The sequence below is a fragment of the Sulfitobacter indolifex genome (assembly GCF_022788655.1).
In the GTDB taxonomy this organism is placed as follows: Bacteria; Pseudomonadota; Alphaproteobacteria; order Rhodobacterales; family Rhodobacteraceae; genus Sulfitobacter; species Sulfitobacter indolifex.
The window spans coordinates 71,793-95,257 of the sequence record NZ_CP084957.1; the positions used below are offsets into that span (position 1 = coordinate 71,793).

A 23,465-nucleotide genomic window follows, 5' to 3' on the forward strand; every position below is an offset into this window, starting at 1 on the left:
CGTATCATGCTCCGTTATATCCCCACCTTTCTTGCGACCCTCGTGGTTGCGACCCAGCTCTCCGTGCCGATAGCACAGGCGGCTGCATCTGATTACAACCTTGTTCTCGTCGAAACGACCTATCCCTTCGGAGACGGCGCGGTTCTGGAGCTTCGTCTGATTGATACCCGCACCAATGCGCCCGTCGAAGGCGCCGTCATCTTTGCCACAAGGCTGGATATGGAGCCGGACGGCATGGAGACGATGACTTCGACGGTCTTGGCGTTGCCCGGCGAAGAGCCGGGTCTCTATCGCTTTTCCGCCGATCTGACGATGGACGGAAACTGGCGGTTTTCCGTTGCGGCCAAGGTGCAGGGCGAACCTGAAACTGTTCAGGCGCAAATCGTGCTCGAGGTGCTGCCATGAGCGTCTTTGGCAAATTGGTGCTTATCGGCGTGGTTGGCGGCGCGGCTGGATGGGCGGGCCTCGCGGCAGGCGTCAAGGGTTGGACGCCTGCTATGCTGGCAAATGTGGCGCAGACGCAATTCACCGCGCTGATGGGACGGCAAGCTGAAGCAATGCCAGCCGCAACCCGAACGCCGACAGGCCCGGTCATCTACTACCGACACCCTGACGGTCTCGCCGAATGGTCCGCCGCGTCGACCGAGACTGCCGATGGAAAGTCCTTTTTGCCGGTCCTGGCGAACGAAGACGTATCGTTTGATCCAGAGGCGATCACGCCTCTAGAGGCAGAGAGTGGCGAACGAACCCTACTCTACTACCGCCACCCGATGGGCCTGCCTGATACGTCGCCGGTGCCAAAGCTGGATTCCATGGGGATGGACTACCTGCCCGTCTATGCCGACGAGGTAAGCGATGCCGGATCAGTGACCGTATCGCCCGGCAAGCTGCAACGCACGGGCGTGCGTACGTCAATTGCAGTGTTTGATCCCATGGCAACAACAGTGCGTGCGCCGGGGATCGTCGCGCTGGACGACCGTAGAGTCAGCGTCATTTCATTGCGTGCGGATGCGTTCATCGAAGAAGTTGAGGATGTAACGACCGGATCAATCGTTGAAGCGGGCGAACCGCTGGCGATGCTCTATTCCCCAGAGGTCGTCGCCGCTGCGGCGCAATATGTTTCCGACCTTCGGGGCGGTGAAGGGAGGGTCGAAGGCAGCCGCCAAAGGCTGGCAAATCTGGGCGTCCCAGCAGCCGTCATCGACAAGATCGCGGCGGAAAGGCGTACGCCGGTGCAAATCACTCTGATGGCACCGCGGTCGGGCGTGGTACTCGAACGGATGGCCGTCGAAGGCATGATGTCAGAGGCTGGAGAAACGCTGTTTCGTATTGCCGATACATCGGTTGTCTGGGTCATGGCGGACGTGCCGGAATCTGCGCTCGCGGGCCTTTCGGATGGAAACGCTGCGACGATCACCTTCCCAGGCCTGCCGGGCGAGACCTTCAGCGGCTTGATCGACAAGATATACCCTGAAGTCGATATGCAGACCCGGACTGCACGCGTCCGCATCGATCTGTCCAACCCCGAGGGTCGCTTGCTGGTCAACATGTTCGCGGATGTGGTTTTGGCGACGGGCGACGGTGCGCCCGTGGTGCAGGTCCCGGAAACGGCGGTGATCGACACCGGCGATCGCCAGGTGGTGATCCGCGATATGGGAGAGGGGAAATTTGTGCCGCAGGATGTGGTGCTGGGGCGGCAGGCCGCCGGGATGGTGGAAGTCCGCGAAGGTATTGCCGAGGGCGACCGGATCGTCACCACCTCGACCTTTCTGATCGACGCGGAGAGCAACCTGAACGCAGCCCTGGCTGCGCTGACCGCCCCGGAGGCAGTCGAATGATCGCGCGTGTCATCGAATGGTCCGCCCGCAACCTTGTTCTGGTGTTCTTTGCCACGGCCCTGATCATCGCCGCAGGGGTCTGGTCACTGCGCAACTTGCCGATCGACGCTATTCCCGACCTGTCTGACGTGCAGGTGATCGTGCTGACCGATTATCCGGGCCAGGCTCCGCAGGTCGTCGAGGATCAGGTCACCTATCCGCTGACTTCGGCGATGCTGACGGTGCCGCGATCCCGCGTCGTGCGGGGGTTTTCGTTCTTCGGCATTTCCTTTGTCTACATTATCTTCGAGGACGGCGTAGACCCCTATTGGGCACGGTCTCGCGTTCTGGAATACCTGAACGCCGCGGCAGCCCGCCTGCCGGACGGCGTGACGCCCACGCTCGGTCCCGATGCGACCGGGGTCGGATGGGTTTACCAATACGCGATCACCGGAGAAAATCTGTCGCTGGCCGAATTGCGGTCGTTGCAGGATTGGGTCGTCCGCTTTGGTGCAAGCCGTGCCGAGGGCGTGTCCGAAGTGGCCAGCGTCGGCGGCTTCGTCAAGCAATACTCGGTCACGGTGGATCCGGTGCGGATGCGGGCGCAGGGGTTCACGCTGTCCGACATCGGCAAGGCCATCTCTGAAAGCAACATGGACACCGGCGGGCGCACGGTAGAGCTTTCCGAGTTCGAATTCATGGTACGCGGACGGGGCTATCTGTCGGGGACCGAGGATATCGGCAACATCACCCTGCGCAGTATCGGCGGCGTCCCGATCAGCCTGCGCGACGTGGCGCGGGTCGAAATCGTCCCCAATGAACGCCGCGGCATCGCCGAGTTGAACGGTGAGGGCGAGGTGGCCAGCGGCATCGTGCTGCAACGGGTGGGCGCCAATGCACTGGACGTGATCGAAAACGCCAAGTCAGAACTGGATGTGGTTGCTCAAAGCCTGCCGGACGGGGTCGACATCGTGCCGGTCTATGACAGGTCCAACCTGATCCTGTCGGCAATAGAGACGCTGAAAACAACGCTTCTCGAAGAAAGTCTCGTTGTGGCCGGGGTCACGATCATTTTTCTGTTGCACGTCCGGTCGGCCCTCGTAGCGATCATCATGCTGCCTATCGGATTGCTCATGGCTTTCACCGCGATGAAATTCCTCGGGATCGGGGCCAATATCATGAGCCTCGGCGGCATTGCCATCGCCATCGGCGCAATGATCGACGCCGCCATCGTGATGATCGAGAACGCGCACAAGCATCTGGAACGTGCTGCCCCCGACAAGCCCCGCATCGAGGTGCTGATCGAAGCCGCAAGCGAGGTCGGCCCGGCACTGTTCTTCAGCCTGCTGATCATCACCGTATCGTTCCTGCCGATCTTTGCACTGGAAGGACAGGAGGGACGCATGTTCGGCCCGCTGGCCTATACCAAGACGTTTTCGATGGCGGCGGCGGCGTTCCTGTCGGTGACGCTGGTGCCTGCGCTGATGGTGGTCTTCGTGCGCGGCCGGATCATGCCTGAACACAGGAATCCGGTGAATCGGGCACTCATCGCCGTTTACCGCCCAATCATCCGCGCCGTGCTGAAGGCCAAAAGTCTCACGATCATAGTGGCTCTCGCCGCACTGGTGGTCACGATCTGGCCCGCGCGGCAGTTGGGGTCAGAGTTCATGCCCGTCCTGAACGAGGGCACGCTGATGTATATGCCGACCACTTTGCCCGGTCTGTCAGTCACCAAGGCCGCCGAGTTGATGCAGACGCAAGACCGCATCATCAAGACCTTTCCCGAGGTCCTGACCGTCTTCGGCAAGGCGGGCCGCGCCCTGACCGCGACCGATCCCGCGCCGACCGAGATGTTTGAGACGATCATCCAGCTCCGCCCGGAAGACGAATGGCGGCCCGGTGTGACGACCGAAAGCCTGCGGCAGGAAATGGATGCCGCCCTGCAATTTCCCGGCGTATCGAACGCTTGGACTATGCCGATCCGCGCCCGGATCGACATGCTGTCCACCGGTATCCGCACGCCGGTCGGTATCAAGGTTTATGGCACGAGTCTGACCGAGATGGAGAAAGTGGCTCGTGAGGTCGAAGCCGTGGTACGCACGGTGCCGGGAACGACCAGCGCCTATGCCGAACGGGTGATCGGCGGCTATTACCTCGACATCACCCCAGACCGTACAGTGCTTGGCCGCTACGGTCTGTCGGTGCAGGATGTGCAAGAGGTAATCGGCATGGCGTTGGGGGCCAAGGCCATCACGCAGACCGTCGAGGGGCGCGAGCGCTACGACGTCGCAGTGCGCTATCCGGCGACACTGCGGTCTGATCCGGAGACGATTGGGCGCGAGGTTCAGGTTGCACTGCCGGGCGGTGGCACCATTCCGCTGGGGGACGTGGCCACCATTGAACGCACCCGCGGAGCTACGTCGATCCGCACCGAGAACGGACAGCTTGCCGTATATATCTTTGTCGATATCGTCGGACGCGATCTTGGCGGCTATGTGGCCGAAGCTCAGGCGGCGGTCGCGGCCTCCGTCACTCTGCCACCCGGCTATTCTTTGGGCTGGAGCGGTCAGTTCGAATACCTTGAACGCGCGAAACAGCGGCTGGCCACTGTTGTGCCGCTGACGCTGGCGCTGATCTTTCTGCTGCTTTACCTAAACTTCCGCCGCCTGACGGAAACCTTGATCGTGATGCTGTCGCTGCCTTTCGCTCTGGTCGGTGGCATTTGGCTCATGTGGTTCATGGGCTTCAACATGTCGGTTGCGGTGGCCGTCGGGTTTATCGCGCTGGCCGGGGTGGCGGCTGAAACCGGAGTGATCATGTTGATCTATCTCGATCAGGCTTTGAATGAAGCGCGTGCCCGCGCGGGCGACAGGGACCTGACCCGCGACGAGCTCCACGCCGCGATCATGGTGGGTGCAGTAGACCGCGTGCGCCCCAAGATGATGACAGTTGTCGCAATCATGGCCGGCCTGATGCCGATCCTTTGGGCGCATGGCACCGGGTCCGAGATCATGCAGCGCATCGCAGTGCCCATGATCGGGGGAATGGTGTCGTCAACCTTGCTGACCCTGATCGTCATTCCGGCGGTTTATGCCATCATCAAAGGGTGGAGCCAGAAGCAAGCCGGTACAGTGCCTGATTTGGCCCTTGGGCGGGCCGCAGAATAAGGGCAACGGCGTCAAGCAAGCAATAGGATATTGAGATGTATGCTCGAAACCTATGGAGTCACCGCGACTTCGACCATGCGGATTGTAGTGTCCCCGTCCCCGCCGCCGGTCGGCTGCGTCCAGGCCACAAACGTACCGGCGTCTCCGCGCGCCATTCGGGGAAAACCGATCGATCCGCCGCCCCGATTGATATGGAGCGCCTGAGGCGCTGCGCATCCGGTACTTCGCGATATGTGGCACATGACGATCGCTTCACCGCCTCCCACATATTCAATCCAGAGCGCCAATGCGCTTCCATCCGGCATTTGCAGAACATCCACCCGTCCCGCGGCTGTGCCGAGGTCAATGCGGAGCGGTTCGTCAAACTGCGCGCCGCCATCGGCCGAAAACGCGATATAAACCTCCGGTTTATTCTCAGCTGCAGTGAACCAGATAACGGACACCTTGTCGTCCATCGTATCAACGGCTGGGCCATTTACGGGGCAGCCGGCAATTTCCCATCCGTCGTCGTGAACAGTGAGGGGTTGCGTCCAGTCCCCTCCGGTAGATCGAATAATCGAAATGTCGCGGATTTCATCGGCGGTTCGATCACGATAGACCGCCACGATATCGTCCGAAGCGGTCCGCGCTGCGGACGTCTGACAACAAGTACAAGCGCGCGCGTCCAACAGGCTTTCTGGCTTCATCGTTCCGTCAGAGTTGATCTGTCGTGCGCGCAGCTGCATCGCATTCTCGAAGTTTTCGCCTTCTGTTTGACTGTCATACTCCCGGCCATCCAGCCACAGCGCCGTCAACCCGCCAAACTGATCGGGAACCAACGAAACAAAACCGTGCTCGCGTTGTGATCTGTCATCATGGGGAATAAGCGGTTCCGTCCAGCTTCTGCCTTCATCTTTAGAAAAAGCGATATTGACGTCATATTGGTAATCACCCTCCCCATTCAGTTTAAGCCATTGTGCCGCCAGGCCGCCATCAGCCAGCACCGCTACCGATGGAAAATCGGCCCAGTTGATGTAAATCTTTGACGATTTATGAATTGTGCGAGCGTCCGACCACTCGCTGCCATCAAGGATGGCCATGCGAACTTCCGCTTCGGCTCCGTTTTCTTCTGTCCAACTCAATACGACCCGGCCATCCGGCAAGGTTGCAAGTGATGGCTCACGGGCACCGATGCCGACCGGGGCTGCGCGGTCGGTCAATCTGAAGAGGTCGGTTTCCTCGGCATATGTTGCGGTGAAAGAACTGAAAAATGCACCAATACTCAATATGGACGCATAAAGACATTTACTCATGAAAACGTTCTTCCGCCAGTTGTGGCCATGTCGCGGCGAACCTAGTAGTCGTTGACCGCGAACCAAACTCCACCCTCTTATCTGTCGAAACGGCTTAATTGATCCCATTGGCACGCTGCAATGCTCGAATATACGTCACGATAGCAAGGATCTCTGATCGCGTCACGCCTTCAACCGCTGGCATGTTTCCAAATTTCCAATGATGCGCCCGCACTCCATTTTGCGCCGCGAGGACAAACGCCATGTCGCTGTGATGGCTCGGTTCGTAAATCTTGTGAACAAGCGGTGGAGCAACGCCATCCCGGCCTTGCCCGTTCAGGCCGTGGCACACGGCACAGACCGCATCATAAGCGCCTGCGCCGATTTGCTCCTGCTCTGTAAAACTTGCTGGTAGCGTGACAGTTACAAGCGCGCCTGCGGGAAGCGCGACGCCCTCATCCGTCTGCGTACCCGTTTGAGAGTAATCCGGCTGCATGATGTACCAGCCTGCTGAAGCAACGGCGATCAAAGCAAAGAATATCGCTGCCCATTTCATCCCATCAAACTCCTTCATGATGTTGCTATGGCCCCCTGCCCTACCAAAGACAGAGCTGGGTATCTCTGCTTGGATCGCTCGAATTGGCCAGCCTCTTGTGGCGCAGTGTTGTCTGGCTGAGCATGCCCCAATGGCTGAATCGATTTGTTTAAAAAGGCCATGATTTCCTGATACCGGATCCGCGTGTCTTCCAGCGTCTGATAGTAATTGAAGAGCTCTTTCAGCGGTGCCGAGAAGTCCTTGTGTGCTGCCAGGACGGCCACCAGCGCGCCGAGTGTAATGCGACCTTCGATGACAAAATATCCACCCAAAGAGTAGAACAGGAAGGGCGTCAGCGCGGTCAGAAAATTGTTGAGGGCCTTGATGAAGAACTTCAGACGGAAAATCTTCCTGCGCACGCGCTCAAGCTCTCTAAAACTTGTACTCACTGGCAGCAGCCCGGCCGGATTGACCTGTCGTTCGCGCAACTGATCGCTGAGCTGCCTGCCAAGTTGTCGGACTTCCCTGATCCTTGTGCGTGAAAGGGCGTTGACCCGGCGTTGTAGCTTGGGCAGCAGCACGAGTTGAATTGGCAGCACCGTCAGTGCGGCGGCACCCAACACAGGGTCCTGAACGAACATGAAAGACAGGATCGTCAGAAGCGTACCGCCTTGCAGGATTGGTAGCGCAAGGACATCTGCAGCAAAGCCACCTATGGGCTCAACTTCCTGTGCGAGAATAGGGATGATTTCGCTCTGGTTTCGAGCGTCTGGATCGCTGCGCCAGTGCCGATAGACCAGCAGGCGGAAGCGCCGCAGAAAACGCTCAGCGACATACCCTTTGAAAACATTAAGGCCATATTTGTTTAGCCCGTTCAGGATGATCGCCAGAAGGTAAAGACCGCAAAGCAGCATGAGGAAAACGACCTGATCGAGGTCTTGTCCCAAAATGGCAATCGGGAAACGGCCTGAATCCAGAGCGTTGTTTACGATCTGTTTTGGCAGTTCTAAAGTCAGATAGAGTATAGGCATTGCGATGAGGCTAACCAATATCATCAATGCCTGCTGACTTCTGGAGTAGCGCAAGACAGTCTTGAAAAGACTTTTTTCAAGCCCTCGTATGGGCTCTGTGTGTAACGCCGGCGTGCTGCGGTACTTCCAAAGCTTCAGAATGCCGCGAATAGCAAGATATGAGCCAACGGTGATCAGCAGCGCGGGGGCCAAGACCAGTATGAGATGAATGAACGGATGCACCCAGTCTGGCGTGGCATCGTTGTAGTCGTACCCAAAGGCGGCAGCTACGTCGTGTACAAGCAGGTGATACCTGTCCAAGAGTGACATTGAAAAGTCTAGCCCTTGGATTTCGGCGCAAGGTGGTCGTGCACGATGATGACGCCCCACATGCCCGCTTCCCGGTGGCCGGGGATCAAGCATACGAACTCCAGGTTGGCCATATCGGAGAACTCCCAGATCAACTCGGCATTTTGTCCACTAGGGATCGAAACTGAATTGGCGTTGTCATGTTGCATATCGGGATGTTCGCGCATCCACTGCTGGTGTTCTGCAACCTCGTCAAAGGAGCCAAGAAAGAACTCGTGATCCAGTCTGCCGGCATTGCCGATCGAAAACCGGATGACCGACCCCCTTTCAATCTGGATCGCGTCCGGCTCGAAAAGCATGTAGCCGCTTTCTGTCTCCCTGATGGACAATTCAATCGTCCTGTCGATCGAGGAGCCATCACCGGGTTTCCCGATCGGATCATGGCCAAGCATTTCGAAGGCTCGGGCGTGAGGCTGCTGGCCCTTCCCACTGGAAGCGCCTACTGAAAAAGCCGGAAGGACGAGCGCAAGGGCGATGGTGCAGGTTCTCAGGAAATTCTTCATGCTCGGCTACCTCCGTAGCGCTTGATTTTATGGGATCTTCTTGCTTGCTCGGGCCAAGCGATCAAGGCGATGGGGCCGGAGTGTTTACCCCCGACCCCATTGTTTGTAGTTACTTCATCTGCGTGACGGTCAGTTTACCCTTGACCCGGTCAGCGACGAATTCGATGCCCTGACCTTCCGCCATCTTGGCCATCATTGCTTCGTCGGCGCGAAACACCATAGTCATCGCGGGCATATCGAGGTTGACCAGAGGGCCGTGGATGATTGTGACCTTGCCGGCCTTGGCGTCGATTTTCTTGATGGTCCCGCTCGTGTATTCCACGTCAGCTTGGGCCATCTGGTCACCGACTGCGACCTCACGGTGCATGCCGGATTCGTAGTGGCCAGGGATCAGGCACGCCGCTTCGAACGTACCAGAATTCGCGAAAGTCCAGACAACCTCACCCGACGCGCCCGCATCGAGACGGATACGGTTCGGATCGTCGTGTTCCATATCCATCTTGGCCATTTCGATCTTGTGCTCGGCATTCCGCTCTACCGTGTCGAGGACGAATTCATGCTCCAGCTCACCCTTGTTGGTGATGTTGAAGCGGATGGTTTCGCCCTCCTTGATATCCATCGGCTCACTCTCGATCAGCATCTGGCCCTCATCGTTTTCGAGCAAAGTGACGTCGATTGTGCGGTCCACCTTGGCGGCGTCACCAGGGACACCGATGTCCATCTGCGGTGCCGCCGTTTCAGCTTTGCTGGTATGCCCGGGAGATGCATAAGCGCCCGTGGCAAGTGTGAGAGTGATGGCCGTGCTGAGAAGTATCTTTTGCATTTTATTGTCCTGTAGGTTGGTTAGGTTGGAGATGACGAAGGGCCGCTCAGCCCTTCGAGGTTGGTTTCGGTGTGAGAATGGTCTTGGGGCTGTTGTTGGAGGCAAATTCGGGTAATTCGCCGGTCCATTCGTAGGCCATCTCGCCCGGAGGATTCTCGTACCAGCCGGGATCGGAGTAATCGTCCGCGTCGATGCCGTCCCGCACCTTCACGACCGAAAACATGCCGCCCATCTCGATGGGTCCGTACGGGCCCCAACCCGTCATCATCGGGATGGTATTGTCGGGTAGCGGCATTTCCATTTTTGCCATGTCCCCCATGCCGGACATGCCCATCGGCATGTATTCCGGCTGGAATTGACGGATCTTCTGGGTCAGCGGCTTCTTGTTCACCCCGATGAACGTCGGCACGTCATGGCCCATGGCGTTCATCGTATGGTGCGATTTGTGGCAATGGATCGCCCAATCTCCCAGATGATCGGCGACGAATTCGTAGGCGCGCATCGCACCTACGGGAATGTCGATGCTGACCTCCGGCCACTGTGCTTCAGGCGGCACCCAGCCGCCATCCGTGCAGGTGACCTTGAAGTCATAGCCGTGCATATGGATCGGGTGGTTCGTCATCGTAAGGTTCCCAACCCGTACTCGCACCCGGTCGCCCTTGTTCACGACCAGCGGATCAATGTCGGGGAAGATCCGGCTGTTCCAGGTCCAAAGGTTGAAATCCGTCATCGTCATGATGCGGGGTACATAGGTACCCGGATCGATGTCGAAAGCATTCAGCATGATCAGGAAATCACGATCCACCGGCATGAATGTGGGATCCTTGGGGTGGACCACGAACATGCCCATCATCCCCATCGCCATCTGGGTCATTTCATCGCCGTGGGGGTGGTACATGAACGTTCCGGACTTCACCAAGTCGAATTCGTAGACGAAGGTTTTGCCCGGCGGGATGCTTGGATGGCTCAATCCGGAGACCCCATCCATGCCTGAAGGAAGAATGAGCCCGTGCCAGTGCACCGTTGTGCCTTCCGGCAGCTTATTGGTGACGTAGATGCGCACCCGGTCGCCTTCGACTGCTTCGATCGTCGGGCCGGTGGATTGGCCGTTGTAGCCCCACAAATGCGCGATCATGCCGTCGGCAAGCTCGCGTTCTACCGGTTCGGCCACGAGGTGAAATTCTTTCACCCCGTTGTTCATCCGGTGCGGCAGGGTCCACCCGTTCAATGTGACCACAGGTGTGTAGTCCGGCCCGGAATTGGGACGCGCCGTGATCGCCGTTGCTGCGCTATCCATTTGGGCAGCTTCGGGCAGGCCCATGTTCAGGGTTTGACCCCAGGCTTTCGAAGATACCAGCGTTGCACCTGCCGCGCCGGCTCCGAGTAATTGACGTCTATTTAGCATGTCAGTTCCTTTCAGTGTCCTGCGCCGCCACCGGCGGCAAGTGTCGCGCCTTCTCCACCAGCACCGCCACCGCCTTCGCCGCCGCCATAGATCGCAGCGGTCAGATCAGCCTGTGCCATGTAGAATTCGCGTTTTGCGTTTGCCGCTTCCAGTGATGCGCCCAGTTTCTCGCGCACGTCTGTCAGCAGCTCGAAAGTGTTGGTGATCATGCCGTTATAAGACAGCAGCCCCTCTTCTTCGACGGTCGTGCGTAGCGGCACCAGAACGTCGCGATAGTGGCGGGCGATCTTATACGCGGCGTGATAGGAGGCTTCAGCACCACGCGCTTCGGACCGCACGTTGACGGCTCTTTCTGCCAGCACGTTAGCTGCTTGCAGGTACGACAATTCCGCCTTGCGCATCCGTGCCTTCCCGGTGTCGTAAATCGGGATTGCGAACTCCACCTCCACCTGAGGGGTGGTCACGGTCTCCGTTTCTCCGTCCTCAATTTCCCGCTCCGCTTCGAACCCGGCAATGAATTCGAGATCGCTGATAATGCGAGTCTGATCAGTCAGACCAAACGCCTTGGCCTGTGCTTCCAGGCCAAGTTTGGCAACGCGCAGATCAACCCGATTTCGCAATGCTTTCGCTTCGATGTCAGTCACACGGCCGACGGAACGCGGCAGCGCAGGAAGGGCATCGGGCACATAATAGTCGACTTCGGTGCCCCACAGCCCCATGAGCCTGGTCAAAGCCTCCTTGGACCGGGTAGCACTCAATCGTGCCTGGGCAAGTTGTCCAGCGAGTTCGGCATTGAATGCCTGCTCGCGGGCCTGTCCAGCTTTGTTGAGTGCGCCGGTCTCACCCAGCCTCATAGCCAATTCCGATCCGGCGTCAGACGTCGCCTTCGCACGGCGGAGATAACTCACAGCCTCGAAGGCGGCTACGGCATCGACCCATGCCTTCCGCGTCTGATTGGCCAGTGCGAGTGTGTCGTTCACGGCGCTCAGTTGAGCCTGCCGGAAGTTTGCGTCTGCAATGGCCGTACGCTGCTTGCGAGTGGTGGCATCGAGCACGTTCGACCGGATCAGTCCCTCGATCGCCCTGTAGGCACCCAGTTCGGGCGCACCGATGCCCAGTATACCAATCGACACGATCGGGTTTTCCGGCGTCGATTGCTGCCAGGCCTCTGCGGCCGATAGGCCAACGTTCGCATAGGACGCCTGCAACCCTTTGTTGTTCAGAAGCGCGACCTGAACGGCGGTGTCCGCCGAAATGGTCTTGCGGTACACCATTGCGTGCACCTGCTTCTTCAAGGCCTCGTTTTCGGCCTGGGTTTCGGCGAAGGCTGTCCGTTTGCCGATGGCTGGTGTGACCTGGCTGGAAATGTTGGCAAAGCCAGCTTTTGGTTCCGTGTAGATGCCCGGTACAGCTGCAGCACAGGCACCCAAGATTAGCGGAAAGCCGAAAACCAGCGGAAACTTCGATACCCGCATCAGTTGCCCTCCGTCTGTTCTTGATTGACGGAACGCCAGTCGCGGGGACCTGTAGGGCCGCGATAGGTGTAGCCCGCCAAGGGGTCCTGATAGCTGATCGGCGATGAAACTGCCGTGTTGACGACGGCCTGTTGGGTCGCGACGGACGGCAACGGGGTGGGCTCATAGGCGCATGCGCCAAGCCCGAGGGCCGAAGCCCCCATAAGTATATGAATTTTCATGAAAGTAACCTGATTGGTGAACGTTGTCTCACGCAGAATCTGCGCAAGGCTCACACCCGATTTGGGCGCCGGTTCAGATCAAGAATCGAGGGGGCCGAAGAAACCCTGCTGTTTCTACCGAATACGTTTGACCGTCCAGAATGACATATTCACTTGTACCAACCGGCTCTGCTCTGATCCTAGTGTCTTCGATGAAGACGACAGAAATACAGATGCCGTTGCAACACTCTTGAGATTGTTGCTCTTTGCCATCCTTGTCGGACGCTGCGATGTCAATGTCGCTTGCGACCCTAAGCGTCTCATGCGCGTGATGCGCATCGCTTCCGGTGTCATGAGTCATGGCAGCACCAACGACACCAACAGACTTGGCTTGATGTCCGTCATGCATGCCGGATGCCGCGTGAGCGGCAGAAGGTGGTGACAATACCAATGCCAGCGCAAACGCAATGCACGTAAACACCCTTGACCAGCTTGATATGAAAACTCGAAAGCTCATGCCGCGAACATCGGAGACCTGTGCAGTACAGTCAATCCGTCCTGCGCAGGAAGGTTTGTCGCTTTTTTTGAAACAGGCGAGTTTTGGCCGCTGCTGTCAGAGAGTGCTGCATATCAGCGACATAGAGAGAGAGCCACTATCTCCGTCCAGCGGAGCGTTGCTGACGCATCTTGGCTACTGAACCTCTGCCAGCTTCTCAGACCTGTAGCCCGCATCGCTGATCGCTGCGGCCAATGCAGTTTCATCCAGAGTGCTGTCGACGTCGACGATACGTGCAGTCAGATCGCACGAAACCGTTGCATCTGGGTCGGCCGCCATAATGGCCTTTTGGATGGAAGCGGTACAATGGCCGCAACTCATGTTCGGTACGCTGAATTTGAACATCGCAATCTCCTTTGACGACATGCATGTAAGGCGTTCCGGCGCGGGAAGGTCAATGGCCAGAATTTTATTCTACATGCCTGTTGACCTTCCAGTAACTGGAGGCCCTATCTGCAGGAGTATCAGAACAAGGAGATTCTCATGTCGGATCCGCGCACCCTTCGGCTTTCCCTGCAAAACATGTCCTGCGCTTCCTGCGTCGGGCGCGTGGAACGTGGCCTCACGGCTCTGCCGGGGGTCAGCGATGTCCGTGTCAATCTCGCCAGAGAGACCGCCCAGGCGCAGATCGACGCACCGGAGCGCATCGCCGAAATCGCCACGACCCTTCAGGAGATCGGCTATCCGGCCCGGAGCCGGAGCGTACGTCTGAACATTTCATCTATGTCCTGTGCCTCGTGCGTCGGTCGGGTGGACAAGGCACTGGCAGTGCTGCCGGGCGTGCTGGACGTGAACGTCAACCTGGCCTCGGAAACCGCTACTGTCAGCTATCTGGAGGGCGCAGTCGCGGTTGCCGACCTTATCAAGGCGGCCAGCGACGCGGGTTACCCCGCCACGCGGGCCGAAGACAGTTCATCGGAAGACGCAGGAGCCCGCAAGAACGAAGAGGCACGGGTTCTGGCTCGCCGGACTGTCGTGGCGACGACCCTCGCCCTGCCCGTATTTTTGCTCGAGATGGGCGCACATCTGATCCCCGGGATGCACGGTCTCATCGGCGACACCATCGGCCATCGGGCCAGCTGGATGATCCAGTTCGTGTTGACCACGGCAGTCCTGCTCTGGCCAGGACGTGCTTTCTACACACGCGGTTTCCCGGCACTGTTGAAAGGCGCGCCGGACATGAACAGCCTTGTCGCGGTTGGCACATCGGCGGCCTACATCTATTCACTTGTGGCGCTTTTCGCACCGACGCTGCTGCCCGCGGGATCGCGCGCGGTCTATTTCGAGGCAGCGGCCGTCATCGTGGTGCTGATCCTTCTGGGCCGCTGGCTGGAGGCCCGCGCAAAGGGCCGGACCGGGGCTGCGATCCAGAAGCTGCTGGGCCTTCAGGCAAAGACGGCCCGTATGCTGGTTGACGGGGAGCCGCAGGATGTGGCCATCGACCGCATCGTCGCTGGCGACATTCTGATCGTGCGCCCTGGCGAGCGGATCGCAGTGGATGGTGAGCTGACCGAAGGCAGTGCCCGTGTGGATGAGAGTATGATCACCGGCGAACCGGTGCCGGTCGCCAAATCCGTGGGCGATCCCGTCACCGGCGGCACCGTCAACGGCAGCGGTGCCTTCCGGTTTAGCGCGACGCGTGTGGGTGCCGACACGACGCTGGCCCAGATCATCCGGATGGTCGAAGAGGCGCAGGGCGCCAAGCTGCCGATCCAAGGGCTGGTGGACCGGATCACCCTGTGGTTCGTGCCCGCGGTCATGGCATTGGCGCTGTTGACGGTGATTGTCTGGCTGTTGGTCGGTCCTTCGCCCGCGCTGTCATTTGCGCTGGTGGCTGGCGTATCCGTGCTGATCATCGCCTGCCCCTGCGCGATGGGTCTTGCCACGCCAACGTCGATCATGGTCGGCACGGGACGTGCCGCCGAGATGGGCGTGCTCTTCCGCAAGGGCGACGCGTTGCAACAGCTATCCAGCGTGGATGTGGTGGCGCTGGACAAGACCGGAACGGTGACCCAGGGCCGCCCGGAACTGACCGATCTCGTGCTTGTGCACAGCTTTGACCGCACCGAGGTGCTGACGCTTGTCGCCGCTGTCGAGGCGCAATCGGAACACCCGATCGCCGAGGCGATTGTGCGCGCGGCAAAGGTCGAGGGCGTCGCGCGGCATGACGCTAAGGATTTTGAATCCATCACCGGCCACGGCGTGCGGGCAAAAGTGGCGGGCCGCGAGGTGCTTGTCGGGGCCGACCGCCTGATGACCCGCGAGGGGCTGACAATCAGCGATCTGGCCGACGAGGAGCGTCGGCTGGCCGAACAGGGCCGCACCGCACTTTTCGCGGCGATCGACGGTCGTGTCGCCGCCGTCATCGCGGTGTCCGATCCGGTGAAGCCGTCCAGCGCCGCTGCAATCCGCGCCTTGCACGCACAGGGACTGAAGGTCGCCATGATCACCGGTGACAAGCGCGAAACGGCAGAGGCTATCGCCCGCGAAATCGGCATCGACCATGTGATCGCTGGCGTTCTGCCCGACGGTAAGGTGGCGGCGCTCGACGATCTGCGCGGCGCGGGCAAGCGCATCGCGTTCGTTGGCGACGGGATCAACGACGCACCCGCGCTTGCCCATTCGGACGTGGGTATCGCCATCGGCACCGGTACAGACGTGGCCATCGAATCCGCAGATGTGGTGCTGATGTCCGGCGATCTGCGCGGCGTCGTGAACGCCCTCGAGGTGTCGCGGAGCACCATGCGCAACATCCGTCAGAACCTTTTCTGGGCATTTGGATACAACGTCGCCCTGATCCCGGTTGCGGCGGGCGTGCTTTATCCGGTGTCAGGACTTCTGCTCTCACCCGTTCTGGCAGCAGGTGCGATGGCTCTCAGCTCTGTCTTCGTGCTGACGAATGCGCTGCGGCTGCGCCGCGTGCGCCCGGCGATGGACGAAACGGCGCGCCCCGTCTCCGAAGCCTCGGCATCCCCGATTCCAGCTGAATGAACTCAAGGAGGAAACGATTATGAACATCGGAGATGTGGCCGACCTTTCCGGCCTTCCCGCCAAAACGATCCGCTACTACGAAGACATCGGTCTTGTCGAACCGCTGCGCAGTTCAAATGGCTATCGCAGCTTTCGGCAAAGCGACGTGCACAAGCTGGCCTTTCTCGGCCGGGCACGGGCCCTTGGATTCACCATCGAGGATTGCCGGAGCCTGCTGAAGCTTTATGCCGATACTGACCGCGCCAGTGCCGAGGTAAAGCAGATTGCCGAAGAGCATCTTGATCGGATTGACAGCAAGATCGCCGAACTGACCGAAATGCGCGCGACGCTGTCGCATCTTGTGGATGCATGCGCGGGTGATCACCGCCCCGATTGCCCCATCTTGGCCGATCTGGCGATGGAACAAAAGGCGGGCAGTATCAGCAAGGCGTCCGGGTAGCTCTGACGTCTGCAAAAGCCGAACTTTCCCGAAAACTACGGAACATTCCAGCGCAGCAATGTTGTTCCTTCTATAGGACATCAATTTTTCGAGACTGGAGGTCGCCAATGACATACCTACGCTTTTTCGCGATGATCGCCACATCCACGGTGGTGATGTTCATCCTGATGTATCTCAACACCTATCTGCTGAGCCATATCTTCTGGTCCGAAACACGCGCCTATATGGCCGTGCTGATGGGGGCCATAATGGCGATCATCATGCTGGGCTTCATGTTGTCAATGTACTCCAGCAAGGCGATCAACGCTGCCATCTTTATTGGCGGCGCCGTGGTGTTTGCCGGATCCCTCTGGCTGGTCCGGAGCCAGGTGACCGTGGGCGATACCAGCTACATGAAGGCAATGATCCCGCACCATTCGATCGCGATCATGACATCGAGCCGCGCCAACATTTCTGACCCTCGGGTGCGCAAACTGGCTGACGAGATCATCTTTGCCCAAGACAAAGAAATCGCCGAAATGCGGTATCTGGTGAATGACATCGACACGAATGGTGACGCGGCTGATGAGGGTCTGGATGGTTCAGCCCGCATCGTCGATCTGAACGAGGCACTCTCATCCGCCGAAATCGCCATCCTTGATCTGGAATTCCTGACTGGCGATGAGATCGCGCAGCTTTTCCCGGATGGGGCCATCTGCACCTTCAAGTATACGACGACCAGCAAACCTGTGCTTGCCACAGGACAGATCGACGGTGCCCCGGCGGCGCTGGCAAAGATCAGCGGCGACCTGGTGCGTCTTGGTTCAACCGACGCAACCGGCACCCTGAGCACCGAAGGAATGTCCGTAAGCCTCAGTGCGCCGGACGGGGCTGCGGCGCTGGAAAACAGTGGTGAAGTGCAGGACGCCAACCTCGTGCTCGAACTCGATGCCGGCCTGCGGGCAGGCTATCGCGGCTATTATGGCTGCGACGCCTGAACCCTGAAACGGAGGATATGACATGCCAAGAGACACAACCCAGACAGCCAAGCTTTACCGGATGGTGATGCCCGACCACCTCTGTCCCTATGGGCTCAAATCCAAGGACCTGCTGGAGCGCAAGGGTTTCGAAGTCGAGGATCACCCTTTGACCACGCGTGAGGAAACCGACGCGTTCATGGAAGAGCACGGCGTCGAAACCACCCCGCAAACCTGGATCGGGGACGAGCGGATAGGCGGATATGACGACCTTCGGGTCCATTTCGGCATCGATGCGCCGGAAGACGAACGCTCGGACACGTCCTACCAGCCGGTGATCACGATCTTTGCCGTCGCGTTCCTGATGGCGCTCGGTTTGTCGTGGTACAGCTTCGAGAACATTTTCACCCTGCGCGGGCTGGAATGGTTCATTTCGATCTCGATGTGCTTTCTGGCGGTACAAAAACTTCAGGATGTCGAGAGCTTCTCGACCATGTTCCTGAACTACGACCTGCTGGCGCGTCGGTGGGTGCGTTATGGCAAGATCTATCCGTTTGGAGAGGCTTTCGCAGGTATCCTCATGGTCGCCGGGGCGCTGACCTGGCTTTCGGCACCGGTGGCCTTGTTCATCGGCACTGTTGGCGCAGTATCGGTTTTCAAGGCGGTCTATATCGACAAGCGTGAATTGAAGTGCGCCTGCGTCGGCGGCGACAGCAACGTACCGCTCGGCTTTGTCTCGCTCACAGAGAACCTGATGATGATGGTCATGGGGATCTGGATGCCGATCAGAGTCTATCTGATCGGCTGAAAGGCGGGTGCCGTTTTCATATCCCTCGGACTCGTTCTCCCGATAGATGCGCAAGTCGGACAGCACTGCGAAAAAGGGTCAAGCTGAATGGACCAGATAATCGAAGCATTCACGACCGGGGCGGGCATGCTCTGGAAGGCGCTCTGGGCGCTCATCTTCGGGTATATCATCTCCGCAGGCATCCAGATTTTCGTGACACGGGATCAGATGGCGCGTGTTCTTGGCGACCGTGGTGCCAGGAAGGCAGGCATTGCCGGCTTCTTTGGGTTTGTGTCATCGTCCTGTTCCTTCGCGGCTCTTGCCGCGTCGCGTTCGATCCTCGTGAAGGGTGCGCATCCGGTCAATTCGATCGCCTTCCTGATTTCATCGACAAATCTGGTGATCGAGCTTGGAATCGTCCTTCTGGTCCTGCTGGGCTGGAAATTCATGGTGGCAAATTTCATGCTTGGCATCCTGATGACGATCTACGCCTATGCCCTCACCCTGATATGGCTTCCAAGGTCGTTTGTCGAAAGCGCAAAAGAGCATGCGGAGAAGGCCCAGTCCGACGAAGGTATGGACAGGGACCAGACCATGAAGGGTTCGTTCCGCGACAAACTGCTGTCCCGCGAAGGATGGGACCGGATCGCCCGCGCTTTCTTCATGGAATGGAAGATGGTCTGGAAGGAGATCCTCTTCGGCTTCACGGTCGCGGGTTTCATTTCCGTCTTTGTGCCGCAGAGCTTCTGGAACGCGATCTTTCTGGTCGGAGATGGCGGTGCGCAGGACGCGCCGGGCTTCCTGATCGTTCTTGAAAACGCGCTGGTGGCACCGGTCGTGGCCTTCTTCACCTTCATCGGGTCGATGGGCAATGTCCCCCTGGCTGCGATGCTCTGGTCGCGTGATGCGTCGTTCGGAGGCGTGATCGCCTTTCTCGGAGCCGATCTTGTTGCTGCCACGGTGATATGGGTGCACGCAAAATATTACGGCTGGCAGTATGCGCTCTATCTTTCAGGCTTGCTGTACCTGTGCATGGTCGCTGCGGGAATTACGGTGCATTACCTGTTCGCTCTCGTAGGGATGATCCCGACCGAGCGGCCTTCGCTTCAGGAAATGGTCCGGTTCAGCATCGATTACACGTTCTTCCTCAACCTGATCTTTCTTGTCATCGGGTCAGCACTGATCTGGCTTCACATCAGGAATGCCGAGGAAGACTAACCGATTGAGGCCAAGAATGGGAAGGTTCCCAGAAGCCAGTAGGCAAACCGGGACAATTGGCCGGTCATGATGGCAACGCCCATGATGATCATGGCGACGCCCGCGCCCTTGTAGAGCCAGCGACCGGCTTTGCCGATCTGTCTGACCCGTGCGGCGATGGCGTCGGTGAACAGCGCGGCCAGCAGGAACGGCACGCCCAGCCCTGCGGAATAGATCGACAACAGCCAGATGCCGTCCGACATACCGCCGGATGTCGAACTGAGCGTCAGGATTGCGCCGAGGATCGGCCCGATGCAGGGCGTCCATCCAAAGGCGAAGGCCAAGCCCAGGACGTAGGCTCCAAGCGGGCGACCCCCCGGAATGTCGAGTGTGAAGCGGGTGTCACGCGAGAACGCTTCCAGACGGAAGGCACCCAGCATGACCAGTCCGAACAGGATGATGATCGCCCCGCCCAGATAGTTGAGCTCAGTGCGCCAAGTCAGCAGCAACGACCCGAGCGCGCTGGCCCCGGCCCCCAACGCGACAAAGACCGTGGAGAACCCCAGAACGAAGCAGGTGCTTAGGCCAAGTGCCCCGGCGCGTGCCCGCAGGCCGACCGATCGCGTCGTGCGCAAATCCGGCTGGCCTGCGATGTAGGAAACATAGCCCGGAACCAGTGGCAGGACGCAGGGTGACAGGAAGGAAATGGCCCCCGCCAGAAAGGCCGCGAAAATGCCGATGCCGGAAATATCCATCATGCTTTATGCTCGGCGCTGAAGGGTCGCGCCGCCCACCAGAAGGCAATCAGCGGGATTACGATCCATTGCAGCACGGGCGACAGCCCTGCATCGAGGACCGGAATGATCGGCATCAGGTCCGAATAGGCCCAAGCCGCGCGGATCACGATGTTGAGCCATTCGCTGAACAGCGTATATCCCAACCCGAACACCACCGTCAGGACGGTTACCGAGCGTCGCGTCGGAGCCACGAAGGGCCAGCCACGGCCGGTCAGCATCAAGGCAAGCACCAGCGCGCTCATGGCAATCAGGATGTCGCCACCCGTGCAATGAACCGCGGCGAAGACGATCTCACCCCAGGTGCCCTCGTTCCAGATCGTGTAGAGCGGCATATGGGCGAACTCCCAGATCAGATTGGCCGGGATGATTACCGAAAAATACCGACGTAGCGCTGTCAGGGATATTCCATCCGCCGAAGATGGCATGACGCCAGTCGCGGTGACACTCATTGAAACACCCCTGTCACCCGGTCCCACCAACTGCGTTCCCGGCGTCGATGCTGGGCATTGTTGATCAACTCGCTGACATAGAGGATCAGGTTCACATTCTTGAAATCCATGCCATGGAACTTTGCGGCGAACCGCCCGCCGATATCCACGACATGGGTGACCGCACCGTGCATCATCATGTCGCTGTCGGCGGTCGTGGTGAACTCGAGCCCATAGTCCCGCGCCACAAGGCGCGTCGCGTCGTCGCTCTGATCGGGCCGTTTGGTCAGAATGACCCAGTTGCTCGGATCGAGCCCATGCCGGTCCGCGTAGTCGCGCAGAACGTCCGGCGTGTCATTCACGGGATCGGTTGTGATCGAGATGAATTGCACCAGATCCCTCATCGGCCCGTCGTTGATCGAAGCCTGGACCGCCGCGATCTTTTCCGCATGGAGCGGGCAGATATCCGGGCAGTTGGCGTAGATGAAATGCAGGATGACGACCCTTTCGCTGAAATCCGCCAAGCGCACAGGATTGCCCTCCGCATTCAGCAACTCGAAATCCGGGGCCTGTGCCGCGTCGATGGCCTGGAAGTATGGCTCCATCTCGAACATCCGGGCATCCAGATTTTCACCCGGATGATCGGCGGAGGCCGGAAAGGCGATCGTGGCCGCAAATGTCGCCAAGGCGGCGCGCCGGGTCAGATAGACAATCAACTGCATCACCTTTCGGATTGATCGGGCTTGCCACCACCCGCATCGTCGCATTTCCCGCCGGACCCGCCCTTCATGCACAGACCGAGCCCGCACATCGCGGCACAGGGTGCCAGCGAAACCAAGACAGGCGCGAGACCGATCGCGGTGAGCCATCCCCAGTTCAGCGCCATGCCGCCGCCCATAACGGTTGCCGCACCGACGAACAGCAGTCGTCTGCGCGTCAACCACCGGGGCCAGTTGCCTGCGCTTTCGATGTCGGCGGCACCCGCATCGTTGGAAGATGATATGTCGGTCATCCGGAAAATCCTTCTGAAGTTTGAGTACTGGTCATTCTGATAACTGGGCGGTCAAGGGCGGGCGGCGCTCTTTCAGGGGCGCTTATTCGATAAAGCCTCGCAAGAAGGAGACCATCTCGGGATCATCCCATTCGGCCGGGCCGACCAGTCTCCCAAGCTCCCGCCCCTGCGCGTCGATCAGGATCGTTGTCGGCAGACCGACGGTGCGCAGCGCGGTCATCGACAGCATGGTCTTGTCGACATACATCTTGAGATTGTTGACACCGATCTCGTCGTAGAACCGCCGCACGACGGGCGACCCGGCCCTGTCGATGGACAGGGCGACAACCTCGAAACGGTCGCCGCCAAGTTCCGCCTGAAGTGCATCCAGCGTCGGCATCTCTTCCCGGCAGGGGACGCACCAGGTTGCCCAAACGTTCACGAGGATCACCTTGCCACGAAAATCCTCCATGTCCCCACGGCTGCCGTCCTCGGTCTCGTAGCGCACATTGATCACCGGCTGCGGCGTGTCGTGCAGTGCGAAGCCTTGCGGCCCGGCAAACGCCGTGCCGACGGACAATGCCCAGACGAGCAGCGCCGTTTTGAGATATTTCATGGCGTTGGCTCCTTGCCGGCTTGGGTTTTCAGATCACGGACGATCGGCAAAAGGGTTTCCTCCAGAATCGCTCGCGTGATGGGGCCGACATGGCGGTAGGCAATGGTGCCGTCGGAAGTGATGACATAGGTTTCAGGCACGCCGTAAACACCCCACTCGATTCCCGCACGTCCGTTTATGTCGGCCCCGATGCGGGTGTAGGGATCACCCAGTTCGTCTAGCCAGGCGCGCGCCTGTTCGGGCGGATCCTTGTAGTTGATCCCGTAGAGCGGCACTTCGCCCGTGGCGCTCAATTCCATGAATAGCGGATGTTCGGCGCGGCAGGGCACACACCACGAGGCAAAGACGTTCACCAGCGAAACATGGCCGATCAGGTCCTGCGTCGAAAGACCTTCCTCGCGGCCGAGCACCGGAGCGAGTGCAAACTCCGGTACAGGCTTGTCGATAAGCGCGGACGGCAGATCATCGCCCTCGCTGAAAAGCCCCCAGCCAAACAGGACCATAAGGGCCAAAGCCACGACGGGCACCAGCACAAAGCCGAGATTTCTCCGGCGGGGCGTGGGAACAGTCATATTGTCACGATAGCTGGTCATGGCTGTGCTTGCTGGTCCTCGCGGGTCCGCTCACTCTGAAAGGCACGTTCTTTGTCGGGCCAGGTGCTCTTGATGTAGTCGACGATCGACGTGATTTCGTCATCTGTCAGTACGCCCTCATATCCGGGCATGTCGCTTTCATAACCGGCCCCGACAATCGCCGCCGGTCCGCGTTTCACGATGTCGAACAATACGCGGTCCGTATGATGCCAGGTATGACCCGACGCATCATGCGGCGGGGCAGGCAATCTGCCGTTCGGCAATCGGGTGCGCCAATCAGGCTGCCCCTCCAGGTTTGCGCCATGACAACTGGCACAATTCTCCTGATAGAGACGCTCGCCCATGCGCAAGTCGCTCTCCGCCGAAACGGGAGAGACCGTTGTGGCGAGCAAGACCGCGGCGAGCCTAATGGTGTTTTTCATGTCGCTTGTGCCTTCTTCTGGCTATCCAAATACAACGAGAGTGCGACTATCGATGCCACGACAAGCAGGACGCACGCCCCCAGACCAATCCCCATCGACAACAGGCCGTCGCCGTTG

The 23,465-nt window shown here is 59.3% G+C and carries 25 protein-coding genes; 8 read left to right on the top strand and 17 right to left on the bottom strand.

Translation table 11 applies throughout. The features are described 5' to 3' along the window. Window positions 1–6 precede the first annotated feature (6 nt). The 3 genes from DSM14862_RS21535 to DSM14862_RS21545 are packed head-to-tail and all read left to right on the top strand — an operon-like array spanning window position 7 to window position 4,984. Window positions 7–405, top strand: a complete 399-nt coding sequence (locus tag DSM14862_RS21535) for a FixH family protein (protein ID WP_007120878.1) — start codon at window positions 7–9, stop codon at window positions 403–405. Continuing rightward, entirely contained in the window at window positions 402–1,838 is a 1,437-nt protein-coding gene (locus DSM14862_RS21540; protein ID WP_007120879.1) for an efflux RND transporter periplasmic adaptor subunit, read from the top strand. The genes DSM14862_RS21535 and DSM14862_RS21540 overlap by 4 nt, the downstream gene beginning before the upstream one ends. Next, window positions 1,835–4,984, top strand: coding sequence for an efflux RND transporter permease subunit (locus DSM14862_RS21545; RefSeq protein WP_007120880.1), 3,150 nt, complete (start codon window positions 1,835–1,837; stop codon window positions 4,982–4,984). The genes DSM14862_RS21540 and DSM14862_RS21545 overlap by 4 nt, the downstream gene beginning before the upstream one ends. A 50-nt stretch (window positions 4,985–5,034) precedes the next feature. Here the strand turns inward: DSM14862_RS21545 and DSM14862_RS21550 are convergent, their stop codons facing one another. The 10 genes from DSM14862_RS21550 to DSM14862_RS21595 form a co-directional block, all read right to left on the bottom strand. Then, on the bottom strand, window positions 5,035–6,276 hold the full coding sequence (locus DSM14862_RS21550) for a sialidase family protein (protein ID WP_007120881.1): 1,242 nt from the start codon (window positions 6,274–6,276) through the stop codon (window positions 5,035–5,037). A 94-nt stretch (window positions 6,277–6,370) separates the two neighbouring features. Continuing rightward, window positions 6,371–6,811 (bottom strand): c-type cytochrome, encoded by a 441-nt coding sequence (locus tag DSM14862_RS21555; protein WP_007120882.1) that lies wholly within the window; start codon window positions 6,809–6,811, stop codon window positions 6,371–6,373. Between the two features lie 14 nt (window positions 6,812–6,825). Then, window positions 6,826–8,130, bottom strand: a complete 1,305-nt coding sequence (locus DSM14862_RS21560; RefSeq protein ID WP_007120883.1) for an ABC transporter transmembrane domain-containing protein — start codon at window positions 8,128–8,130, stop codon at window positions 6,826–6,828. A gap of 8 nt (window positions 8,131–8,138) precedes the next feature. Beyond that, a complete protein-coding gene (locus tag DSM14862_RS21565; protein ID WP_007120884.1) occupies window positions 8,139–8,672 on the bottom strand; it encodes a cupredoxin domain-containing protein in 534 nt (177 codons plus the stop codon). 109 nt (window positions 8,673–8,781) lie between these two features. Next, window positions 8,782–9,495: a copper-binding protein gene (locus tag DSM14862_RS21570; RefSeq protein WP_007120885.1), complete on the bottom strand. Its 714-nt coding sequence runs from the start codon at window positions 9,493–9,495 to the stop codon at window positions 8,782–8,784. A 46-nt stretch (window positions 9,496–9,541) separates the two neighbouring features. Then, a complete protein-coding gene (locus DSM14862_RS21575; RefSeq protein WP_007120886.1) occupies window positions 9,542–10,900 on the bottom strand; it encodes a multicopper oxidase family protein in 1,359 nt (452 codons plus the stop codon). A gap of 11 nt (window positions 10,901–10,911) precedes the next feature. Then, window positions 10,912–12,375 (bottom strand): TolC family protein, encoded by a 1,464-nt coding sequence (locus DSM14862_RS21580; RefSeq protein WP_007120887.1) that lies wholly within the window; start codon window positions 12,373–12,375, stop codon window positions 10,912–10,914. Beyond that, a complete protein-coding gene (locus tag DSM14862_RS21585; RefSeq protein WP_237280028.1) occupies window positions 12,375–12,596 on the bottom strand; it encodes a hypothetical protein in 222 nt (73 codons plus the stop codon). The genes DSM14862_RS21580 and DSM14862_RS21585 overlap by 1 nt, the downstream gene beginning before the upstream one ends. 73 nt (window positions 12,597–12,669) lie before the next feature. Further along, window positions 12,670–13,092: a hypothetical protein gene (locus DSM14862_RS21590; RefSeq protein WP_237280027.1), complete on the bottom strand. Its 423-nt coding sequence runs from the start codon at window positions 13,090–13,092 to the stop codon at window positions 12,670–12,672. Window positions 13,093–13,266: 174 nt separating this feature from the next. Continuing rightward, window positions 13,267–13,476: a heavy-metal-associated domain-containing protein gene (locus tag DSM14862_RS21595; protein WP_007120889.1), complete on the bottom strand. Its 210-nt coding sequence runs from the start codon at window positions 13,474–13,476 to the stop codon at window positions 13,267–13,269. 138 nt (window positions 13,477–13,614) lie between these two features. Here DSM14862_RS21595 and DSM14862_RS21600 point away from each other — a divergent pair, with 138 nt between their 5' ends. The 5 genes from DSM14862_RS21600 to DSM14862_RS21620 all read left to right on the top strand — a co-directional run bounded on the left by DSM14862_RS21600 (window position 13,615) and on the right by DSM14862_RS21620 (window position 19,522). After that, a complete protein-coding gene (locus tag DSM14862_RS21600) occupies window positions 13,615–16,122 on the top strand; it encodes a heavy metal translocating P-type ATPase (protein ID WP_007120890.1) in 2,508 nt (835 codons plus the stop codon). 19 nt (window positions 16,123–16,141) lie between these two features. Further along, on the top strand, window positions 16,142–16,561 hold the full coding sequence (gene cueR / locus DSM14862_RS21605) for a Cu(I)-responsive transcriptional regulator (protein WP_007120891.1): 420 nt from the start codon (window positions 16,142–16,144) through the stop codon (window positions 16,559–16,561). Window positions 16,562–16,668: 107 nt separating this feature from the next. Continuing rightward, the gene (locus tag DSM14862_RS21610) at window positions 16,669–17,538 is read left to right on the top strand and encodes a DUF305 domain-containing protein (protein ID WP_237280026.1); all 870 of its coding nucleotides are present in this window, start codon (window positions 16,669–16,671) and stop codon (window positions 17,536–17,538) included. Between the two features lie 22 nt (window positions 17,539–17,560). After that, a complete protein-coding gene (locus DSM14862_RS21615) occupies window positions 17,561–18,325 on the top strand; it encodes a MauE/DoxX family redox-associated membrane protein (RefSeq protein ID WP_197089315.1) in 765 nt (254 codons plus the stop codon). 87 nt (window positions 18,326–18,412) lie between these two features. After that, window positions 18,413–19,522 carry a permease gene (locus DSM14862_RS21620; RefSeq protein ID WP_007121398.1) on the top strand — a complete coding sequence of 370 codons (1,110 nt, stop codon included), beginning with the start codon at window positions 18,413–18,415 and terminating at the stop codon, window positions 19,520–19,522. Here the strand turns inward: DSM14862_RS21620 and DSM14862_RS21625 are convergent. The 7 genes from DSM14862_RS21625 to DSM14862_RS21655 form a co-directional block, all read right to left on the bottom strand. Continuing rightward, a complete protein-coding gene (locus DSM14862_RS21625) occupies window positions 19,519–20,259 on the bottom strand; it encodes a cytochrome c biogenesis CcdA family protein (protein WP_040652296.1) in 741 nt (246 codons plus the stop codon). The genes DSM14862_RS21620 and DSM14862_RS21625 overlap by 4 nt on opposite strands. Then, the gene (locus DSM14862_RS21630) at window positions 20,256–20,747 is read right to left on the bottom strand and encodes a hypothetical protein (protein WP_007121400.1); all 492 of its coding nucleotides are present in this window, start codon (window positions 20,745–20,747) and stop codon (window positions 20,256–20,258) included. The genes DSM14862_RS21625 and DSM14862_RS21630 overlap by 4 nt, the downstream gene beginning before the upstream one ends. Next, window positions 20,744–21,448 carry an SCO family protein gene (locus DSM14862_RS21635; RefSeq protein WP_007121401.1) on the bottom strand — a complete coding sequence of 235 codons (705 nt, stop codon included), beginning with the start codon at window positions 21,446–21,448 and terminating at the stop codon, window positions 20,744–20,746. Before DSM14862_RS21635 ends, DSM14862_RS21630 begins: the two co-directional genes overlap by 4 nt. Beyond that, the gene (locus DSM14862_RS21640; protein WP_007121402.1) at window positions 21,448–21,738 is read right to left on the bottom strand and encodes a hypothetical protein; all 291 of its coding nucleotides are present in this window, start codon (window positions 21,736–21,738) and stop codon (window positions 21,448–21,450) included. Before DSM14862_RS21640 ends, DSM14862_RS21635 begins: the two co-directional genes overlap by 1 nt. Window positions 21,739–21,820: 82 nt before the next feature. Continuing rightward, window positions 21,821–22,333, bottom strand: a complete 513-nt coding sequence (locus DSM14862_RS21645) for a TlpA family protein disulfide reductase (protein WP_007121403.1) — start codon at window positions 22,331–22,333, stop codon at window positions 21,821–21,823. Beyond that, entirely contained in the window at window positions 22,330–22,926 is a 597-nt protein-coding gene (locus DSM14862_RS21650) for a DsbE family thiol:disulfide interchange protein (protein WP_009820201.1), read from the bottom strand. Before DSM14862_RS21650 ends, DSM14862_RS21645 begins: the two co-directional genes overlap by 4 nt. Next, window positions 22,923–23,348 (bottom strand): c-type cytochrome, encoded by a 426-nt coding sequence (locus DSM14862_RS21655; RefSeq protein WP_090270163.1) that lies wholly within the window; start codon window positions 23,346–23,348, stop codon window positions 22,923–22,925. Before DSM14862_RS21655 ends, DSM14862_RS21650 begins: the two co-directional genes overlap by 4 nt. Window positions 23,349–23,465 lie beyond the last annotated feature (117 nt).

Bases quoted from the DNA above. Each gene is read 5' to 3' on its own strand.
- DSM14862_RS21535 (WP_007120878.1), top strand. From the start codon at position 7: ATGCTCCGTTATATCCCCACCTTTCTTGCGACCCTCGTGGTTGCGACC.
- DSM14862_RS21540 (WP_007120879.1), top strand. From the start codon at position 402: ATGAGCGTCTTTGGCAAATTGGTGCTTATCGGCGTGGTTGGCGGCGCG.
- DSM14862_RS21545 (WP_007120880.1), top strand. From the start codon at position 1,835: ATGATCGCGCGTGTCATCGAATGGTCCGCCCGCAACCTTGTTCTGGTG.
- DSM14862_RS21550 (WP_007120881.1), bottom strand. From the start codon at position 6,276: ATGAGTAAATGTCTTTATGCGTCCATATTGAGTATTGGTGCATTTTTC.
- DSM14862_RS21555 (WP_007120882.1), bottom strand. From the start codon at position 6,811: ATGAAATGGGCAGCGATATTCTTTGCTTTGATCGCCGTTGCTTCAGCA.
- DSM14862_RS21560 (WP_007120883.1), bottom strand. From the start codon at position 8,130: ATGTCACTCTTGGACAGGTATCACCTGCTTGTACACGACGTAGCTGCC.
- DSM14862_RS21565 (WP_007120884.1), bottom strand. From the start codon at position 8,672: ATGAAGAATTTCCTGAGAACCTGCACCATCGCCCTTGCGCTCGTCCTT.
- DSM14862_RS21570 (WP_007120885.1), bottom strand. From the start codon at position 9,495: ATGCAAAAGATACTTCTCAGCACGGCCATCACTCTCACACTTGCCACG.
- DSM14862_RS21575 (WP_007120886.1), bottom strand. From the start codon at position 10,900: ATGCTAAATAGACGTCAATTACTCGGAGCCGGCGCGGCAGGTGCAACG.
- DSM14862_RS21580 (WP_007120887.1), bottom strand. From the start codon at position 12,375: ATGCGGGTATCGAAGTTTCCGCTGGTTTTCGGCTTTCCGCTAATCTTG.
- DSM14862_RS21585 (WP_237280028.1), bottom strand. From the start codon at position 12,596: ATGAAAATTCATATACTTATGGGGGCTTCGGCCCTCGGGCTTGGCGCA.
- DSM14862_RS21590 (WP_237280027.1), bottom strand. From the start codon at position 13,092: ATGAGCTTTCGAGTTTTCATATCAAGCTGGTCAAGGGTGTTTACGTGC.
- DSM14862_RS21595 (WP_007120889.1), bottom strand. From the start codon at position 13,476: ATGTTCAAATTCAGCGTACCGAACATGAGTTGCGGCCATTGTACCGCT.
- DSM14862_RS21600 (WP_007120890.1), top strand. From the start codon at position 13,615: ATGTCGGATCCGCGCACCCTTCGGCTTTCCCTGCAAAACATGTCCTGC.
- cueR (WP_007120891.1), top strand. From the start codon at position 16,142: ATGAACATCGGAGATGTGGCCGACCTTTCCGGCCTTCCCGCCAAAACG.
- DSM14862_RS21610 (WP_237280026.1), top strand. From the start codon at position 16,669: ATGACATACCTACGCTTTTTCGCGATGATCGCCACATCCACGGTGGTG.
- DSM14862_RS21615 (WP_197089315.1), top strand. From the start codon at position 17,561: ATGCCAAGAGACACAACCCAGACAGCCAAGCTTTACCGGATGGTGATG.
- DSM14862_RS21620 (WP_007121398.1), top strand. From the start codon at position 18,413: ATGGACCAGATAATCGAAGCATTCACGACCGGGGCGGGCATGCTCTGG.
- DSM14862_RS21625 (WP_040652296.1), bottom strand. From the start codon at position 20,259: ATGATGGATATTTCCGGCATCGGCATTTTCGCGGCCTTTCTGGCGGGG.
- DSM14862_RS21630 (WP_007121400.1), bottom strand. From the start codon at position 20,747: ATGAGTGTCACCGCGACTGGCGTCATGCCATCTTCGGCGGATGGAATA.
- DSM14862_RS21635 (WP_007121401.1), bottom strand. From the start codon at position 21,448: ATGCAGTTGATTGTCTATCTGACCCGGCGCGCCGCCTTGGCGACATTT.
- DSM14862_RS21640 (WP_007121402.1), bottom strand. From the start codon at position 21,738: ATGACCGACATATCATCTTCCAACGATGCGGGTGCCGCCGACATCGAA.
- DSM14862_RS21645 (WP_007121403.1), bottom strand. From the start codon at position 22,333: ATGAAATATCTCAAAACGGCGCTGCTCGTCTGGGCATTGTCCGTCGGC.
- DSM14862_RS21650 (WP_009820201.1), bottom strand. From the start codon at position 22,926: ATGACCAGCTATCGTGACAATATGACTGTTCCCACGCCCCGCCGGAGA.
- DSM14862_RS21655 (WP_090270163.1), bottom strand. From the start codon at position 23,348: ATGAAAAACACCATTAGGCTCGCCGCGGTCTTGCTCGCCACAACGGTC.